This window comes from Devosia epidermidihirudinis (genome assembly GCF_000971295.1).
Classification (GTDB): Bacteria; Pseudomonadota; Alphaproteobacteria; order Rhizobiales; family Devosiaceae; genus Devosia; species Devosia epidermidihirudinis.
Genome location: NZ_LANJ01000009.1, coordinates 1 through 4890 on the forward strand (window position 1 = coordinate 1; position 4890 = coordinate 4890).

8 protein-coding genes are annotated in these 4890 nt (G+C 62.6%); all 8 read right to left on the minus strand.

Annotated elements, in window-relative coordinates; translation table 11 throughout:
• Nucleotides 1-321: 321 nt before the first annotated feature.
• Nucleotides 322-1272: a type I pantothenate kinase gene (gene coaA / locus WH87_RS02950; RefSeq protein WP_046139535.1), complete on the minus strand. Its 951-nt coding sequence runs from the start codon at nucleotides 1270-1272 to the stop codon at nucleotides 322-324.
• Nucleotides 1272-1589 (minus strand): phosphoribosyl-ATP diphosphatase, encoded by a 318-nt coding sequence (locus WH87_RS02955; protein ID WP_046139536.1) that lies wholly within the window; start codon nucleotides 1587-1589, stop codon nucleotides 1272-1274. The genes coaA and WH87_RS02955 overlap by 1 nt, the downstream gene beginning before the upstream one ends.
• A 147-nt stretch (nucleotides 1590-1736) precedes the next feature.
• Nucleotides 1737-2534: an imidazole glycerol phosphate synthase subunit HisF gene (gene hisF / locus WH87_RS02960; protein ID WP_046139537.1), complete on the minus strand. Its 798-nt coding sequence runs from the start codon at nucleotides 2532-2534 to the stop codon at nucleotides 1737-1739.
• The gene (locus WH87_RS02965; RefSeq protein WP_046139538.1) at nucleotides 2531-2758 is read right to left on the minus strand and encodes a hypothetical protein; all 228 of its coding nucleotides are present in this window, start codon (nucleotides 2756-2758) and stop codon (nucleotides 2531-2533) included. The genes hisF and WH87_RS02965 overlap by 4 nt, the downstream gene beginning before the upstream one ends.
• Nucleotides 2758-3081 carry a hypothetical protein gene (locus tag WH87_RS02970; protein ID WP_046139539.1) on the minus strand — a complete coding sequence of 108 codons (324 nt, stop codon included), beginning with the start codon at nucleotides 3079-3081 and terminating at the stop codon, nucleotides 2758-2760. The genes WH87_RS02965 and WH87_RS02970 overlap by 1 nt, the downstream gene beginning before the upstream one ends.
• A complete protein-coding gene (gene hisA / locus WH87_RS02975; protein WP_046139540.1) occupies nucleotides 3078-3809 on the minus strand; it encodes a 1-(5-phosphoribosyl)-5-[(5-phosphoribosylamino)methylideneamino]imidazole-4-carboxamide isomerase in 732 nt (243 codons plus the stop codon). Before hisA ends, WH87_RS02970 begins: the two co-directional genes overlap by 4 nt.
• Nucleotides 3806-4453 (minus strand): imidazole glycerol phosphate synthase subunit HisH, encoded by a 648-nt coding sequence (gene hisH, locus WH87_RS02980; protein WP_046139541.1) that lies wholly within the window; start codon nucleotides 4451-4453, stop codon nucleotides 3806-3808. Before hisH ends, hisA begins: the two co-directional genes overlap by 4 nt.
• Nucleotides 4450-4806, minus strand: a complete 357-nt coding sequence (locus WH87_RS18755) for a DUF2628 domain-containing protein (protein ID WP_052726493.1) — start codon at nucleotides 4804-4806, stop codon at nucleotides 4450-4452. The genes hisH and WH87_RS18755 overlap by 4 nt, the downstream gene beginning before the upstream one ends.
• Between the last annotated feature and the right edge of the window lie 84 nt (nucleotides 4807-4890).

Here is a 4890-nt window from a genome sequence, read left to right on the forward strand (position 1 = left end):
CATTGCCGTTTTACACTTTGTACTTGGTTGGTGTATTCGCCTTGTATTTTTTTTTTTTTTTTTCCAGCCAAAAACCGCCTACGGGTTTTCTTCCTTTCTCTTGGGTCCGGGGATGTTTATAAAGGAACGCCCCACAAGGGGGGGGGGGGAGACAACTGCCAATGCAAACCATCGACCCCCCGCCACTGATTAGGCAGCGCGAGCACCGCCCCCACCACCATCGTCATCACCCGGCTCGTCCGGGTGATCCACGCCTCCGCACCTGCTGAAAGCTGGATTGCCCGGACGAGCCGGGCAATGACGATGAATGGGTAGACCGGCCTAAACCCGCCGCAGCTGTACCGTCTCGATCAAATGGTTGGCGCCCTTCTTGAGCACCAGGTCAGCCCGCCCACGCGTCGGCAACACGTTATCCAGCAAGTTGGGCAGGTTGATCGTGCGCCAGACCATCTTGCCGAACTCGCCGGCATCGGCCTCGCTCATTTCGGCGAAGCGGCGGAAGAAGGAGGTGGGGTCCTTGAAGGCGGTTTCGCGCAGGCGGAAGAAGCGCTCCATGAACCAGGCTTCCAGATCATCATTGTCGGCGTCGATATAGATCGAGAAATCGAGGAAGTCCGAGGCAAAGACAATCGGCTTGCCGTCGCGCGGCAGATCGCCGGGCTGGAGAATGTTGAGGCCCTCAACGATCAGGATATCGGGGCGATCGATGGTGACTTCGCTGCCGGGGACCACGTCATAGACCAGGTGCGAATAGACCGGGACCTGCACATTGGCTTTGCCCGATTTGATGTCGGAGAGGAACTGCACGAAGCGCGGGCGATCGTAGCTTTCGGGGAAGCCCTTGCGCTCCATGATGCCGCGCTCGGTCAGCACCGCATTGGAATGGAGGAACCCGTCCGTGGTGACGAGGTCGACCTTGGGGCTGGAGGGCCAGCGCTGCAGCAGCGCCTGCAGGATACGCGCCGTGGTCGATTTGCCCACCGCGACCGATCCGGCAACGCCGATGATGAACGGCACTTTCTGGTCGGGCGTTTCGAGAAAGCGCGTCGACACATTGTGCAGGCCCTGGATCGCCTCGACGTAGAACGACAGCAGGCGCGTCAGTGGCAGATAGATCTCTTCGGCTTCTTCGAGCGAGATCGGATCGCTGAGCGTACGCAGCCGCTTGATGTCCTCGGCGGTCAGCGTCATCGGCTCGTCGGCGCGCAGATCGCTCCACTGCGCCTTGGTGAAATGGTGGTAGGGCGCGAGAACGGGCGGGCGCTTGGCCATCAGGAATTGTCCTTCCGCGATGCCTTTTCGGCGAGACCCGACTGGGCCGTACGGGTATCGAGCTCGGCCATGATTTCGGCCAGCGGCACATTGCTGGCAGCCAGCACCACCAACAGGTGGTACAGCACGTCGGCACTTTCCTTGACCAGTTCGGCCCGGTTGCCGGTGACGGCAGCGATCACCGCCTCGGTGGCTTCCTCGCCGAGCTTTTGCGCACACTTTTCAATGCCGCGCCCGATCAGCTTGGCGGTGTAGCTCTCGTCGGGAGAGGCCGCGGCCCGCAGGGCGACGCGCGCTTCGAGGTCTTCAAGGGTCATGCTTGGTCTCCCGATCTCTCGGTTGTCATCCCGGCCTTGAGCCGGGATCCATCTTGAGATCTCAGGATGGGCCCCGGGTCCTGCCCGGGGTGACACTGTGGTTGGGACTGGCTTAGAGCAAATTTAGCGCAATGCGTCACTAGGGGCCTAGGCCGCGCGGTCCATGCGCACATCAACGCCATGCTCGCGCAGATATTGCTTGGCCTGGGGAATGGTGAAGGTGCCGAAGTGGAAGATCGAGGCGGCTAGCACGGCGCTGGCATGGCCTTCGATGACGCCATCAACCAGATCCTGCAAGGAACCCACGCCGCCCGATGCGATGACAGGCACTTCCACGGCATCGGCGATGGCCCGGGTCAGCGCCAGGTCAAAGCCCGACTTGGTGCCGTCTCGATCCATTGAGGTCACCAGCAATTCGCCGGCGCCGCGTTCGACCATGCGGGCGGCAAATTCCACCGCGTCGAGGCCAGAGGGCTTGCGACCACCATGGGTGTAGATTTCCCACTCACTGCGATTGTCGCCCCCCACGCGCTGGCCCAGCCGCTGCTTGGCATCGACCGACACCACGATGCATTGATTGCCGAACTTGTCGGCAGCGCGCGAGATGAAATCGGGATCGCTGACCGCGGCCGAATTGATTGCCACCTTGTCGGCACCGGCCAGAAGCAGTCGGCGAATATCCTCAATGGTGCGCACGCCACCGCCAACCGTGACCGGCATGAAGCAGTGCTCGGCGGTGCGCGCCACCACGTCAAAAATCGTCTCGCGGCCTTCATGGCTCGCGGCGATGTCGAGGAAGGTCAATTCGTCCGCGCCGGCGGCATCATAGGCAATAGCGGCGGCCACGGGGTCACCGGCATCGATCAGATCGACGAATTGCACGCCCTTGACGACGCGGCCGTCCTTGACGTCGAGACAGGGAATAAGGCGGGTCTTGAGCGTCATTGACGGGGCTCCTGAGGGGGCTGGCGCTTGCGCGTCATCACGGCAAACAGCGCGAAAAGCAGCGAGAACAGCCACATGAAAAAGGCAAAGGCGGCGACCAGCAGCGCCCAGCTGGGCAACCAGCTGATCAGAGCGCCATAGCCCACCGCCAAAATGGGGATGATGGGGGCGAGATACCACCACCAGTTGACCGAGGCGATCATGACAGTGCGGGGTGGGGCCATCACAGAGCCTTCCGTTTGCGCCAAGACAGATAATTGGTCAGCAGCGCCAGGGCCCAGATCAGCACGGCGCAAAAACCCAGCGGGATGGTCCCGATCATCAGCCAGCCCATCACGCCCATGGTATAGAGCGTGCCGCCCCAATTGGTGTCGCCGATCATGCAGGGCTGGGGCATGCCTTCATTGACGCTGCACCCGGCATAGTCGGCGATAGTATAGGTCAGCAGCACCGACAGCAGCGGCCACAGCGCCAGAAGCGCAATCACCAGCAGCGCGATCCAGTATCGCAGCCATGGAAATTTGCGCTGCTGGATGGCCTCGCTCACGCGGCGGCCCTTAGCAAGGCCAGTGCTTCACGTGAATCAATGCGTCCGTCGTAGAGCGCGCGGCCCGAGATGGCGCCTTCGAGCACCGCCGCATCGGGCTGGGTCAGCCGCTCGATATCGACCATGGAGGCGAGACCGCCCGAGGCGATCACCGGGATCGAGGTGGCGCGCGCCAGCTCGAGCGTTGACTCCCAGTTGATCCCCGCCAGCACGCCGTCGCGATCGATATCGGTATAGATGATGGCAGCAACGCCAGCGCCTTCGAAGCGCTTGGCCAGCTCGATGACGCTGAGCTCGGAGGTTTCCGCCCAGCCTTCCACCGCCACCATGCCCTTGCGCGCATCGATGCCGACAGCCACCTGGCCGGGGAACTTTTTCGCCGCTTCCTTGACCAGCTCAGGATTGCGCACTGCGACAGTCCCCAGAATGACGCGGGCGAGGCCCTTGCTCAGCCAGCCTTCGATGTGCCCGAGATTGCGGATACCGCCGCCCAGCTGCACCGGGAACTTGACCGTCTTGAGGATGGATTCCACCGCCGCGCCGTTGACGCTCTCGCCGGCAAAGGCCCCATTGAGATCGACGACGTGGAGATACTCGAACCCCTGATCCTCGAACGATTTGGCCTGCGCGGCCGGATCGTCATTGAAGACCGTGGCCTGCTCCATGTCGCCCAGCTTGAGGCGCACGCATTGTCCGTCTTTGAGGTCGATGGCGGGGAAAAGAATCATGGGGTCCAGCTCAGAAAGTTTTCGATCAGCTTGAGGCCCAGCGCCTGGCTTTTTTCCGGGTGGAACTGGGTGCCGAAGATGTTGTCGCGGCCAACGCAGGCGGTCACGGGCCCACCATAATCGGTGGTGGCCCAGAGCGTATCCTGGCTGTCGGTTTGAAGGTGATAAGAGTGCACGAAATAGGCGTGCAGCCCGTTGGGGCCATCGGGAATCCCCGCCAGCAGCGCATGGGGGCGGGTGACGTTGATCGTGTTCCAGCCCATATGCGGAATCTTGAGCGCGGGATTATCCGGCGTCAGGCGCACCACCGCGCCGGGGATCCAGCCGAGGCCCGGCGTGATGGTCTTTTCGCGACCTTCACTGGCCAGCAATTGCATGCCGACGCAGACGCCCAGAAATGGCACCCCGCCCGCAATGACGCGCTCTTGCAGCACCTCGACCATGCCCGGCACGGCATCGAGCCCGGCCTTGCAATCGGCAAAGGCGCCAACGCCGGGCAGCATGATGCGATCAGCCTTGCGGACGATTTCGGGATCCGCGGTGACGACGATTTCGGCATCGGTCCCGTTGGCGACGCGGCGGAAGGCATTGGCAGCCGAGGCCAGATTGCCGGCGCCATAATCGATAATGGTAACGAGGGTCATGAGCGCGCCTCCAGCGCGGCAAGCTGGGCAAGATCGGCGCTGGGCGCCACACGGTCACCGCGATGGTGCCAGCCGCGCCAGACAAGGGCATGACGGCGCAGACCCGGGGCGGCAAAACCCAGCCAGGTCACAGCCACGACATAGAGCCAGAACGCGGCGCTGCCACCGATAAAGTTTGCGAGAATGACCAGCGCGACGACCTTGAGCACATAGGCCAGCAGTTCGAGCCAGAGGCCATGGCGCGCCAGAAACACTGGTGGCAACAGCGCAGCCTGCCAGGAGAAGGTTTCCGGCACGGCCGCTGGCAAAGCAGGCTTGCCCGGCTTTGGATCGAAAATGGCATAAAGGGTCATGGCGGCGTCCTTGCCGGTACGGACCAGAGATAGGGTGCGTTTAGAGCAATTTTGGCAAGCATGGAAGAGTACCCCCTCCCACCC

What these genes read in the sequence shown, in the direction of transcription:
- coaA (WP_046139535.1), bottom strand. Translation starts at nt 1,272, where the DNA reads ATGGCCAAGCGCCCGCCCGTTCTCGCGCCCTACCACCATTTCACCAAG.
- WH87_RS02955 (WP_046139536.1), bottom strand. Translation starts at nt 1,589, where the DNA reads ATGACCCTTGAAGACCTCGAAGCGCGCGTCGCCCTGCGGGCCGCGGCC.
- hisF (WP_046139537.1), bottom strand. Translation starts at nt 2,534, where the DNA reads ATGACGCTCAAGACCCGCCTTATTCCCTGTCTCGACGTCAAGGACGGC.
- WH87_RS02965 (WP_046139538.1), bottom strand. Translation starts at nt 2,758, where the DNA reads ATGGCCCCACCCCGCACTGTCATGATCGCCTCGGTCAACTGGTGGTGG.
- hisA (WP_046139540.1), bottom strand. Translation starts at nt 3,809, where the DNA reads ATGATTCTTTTCCCCGCCATCGACCTCAAAGACGGACAATGCGTGCGC.
- hisH (WP_046139541.1), bottom strand. Translation starts at nt 4,453, where the DNA reads ATGACCCTCGTTACCATTATCGATTATGGCGCCGGCAATCTGGCCTCG.
- WH87_RS18755 (WP_052726493.1), bottom strand. Translation starts at nt 4,806, where the DNA reads ATGACCCTTTATGCCATTTTCGATCCAAAGCCGGGCAAGCCTGCTTTG.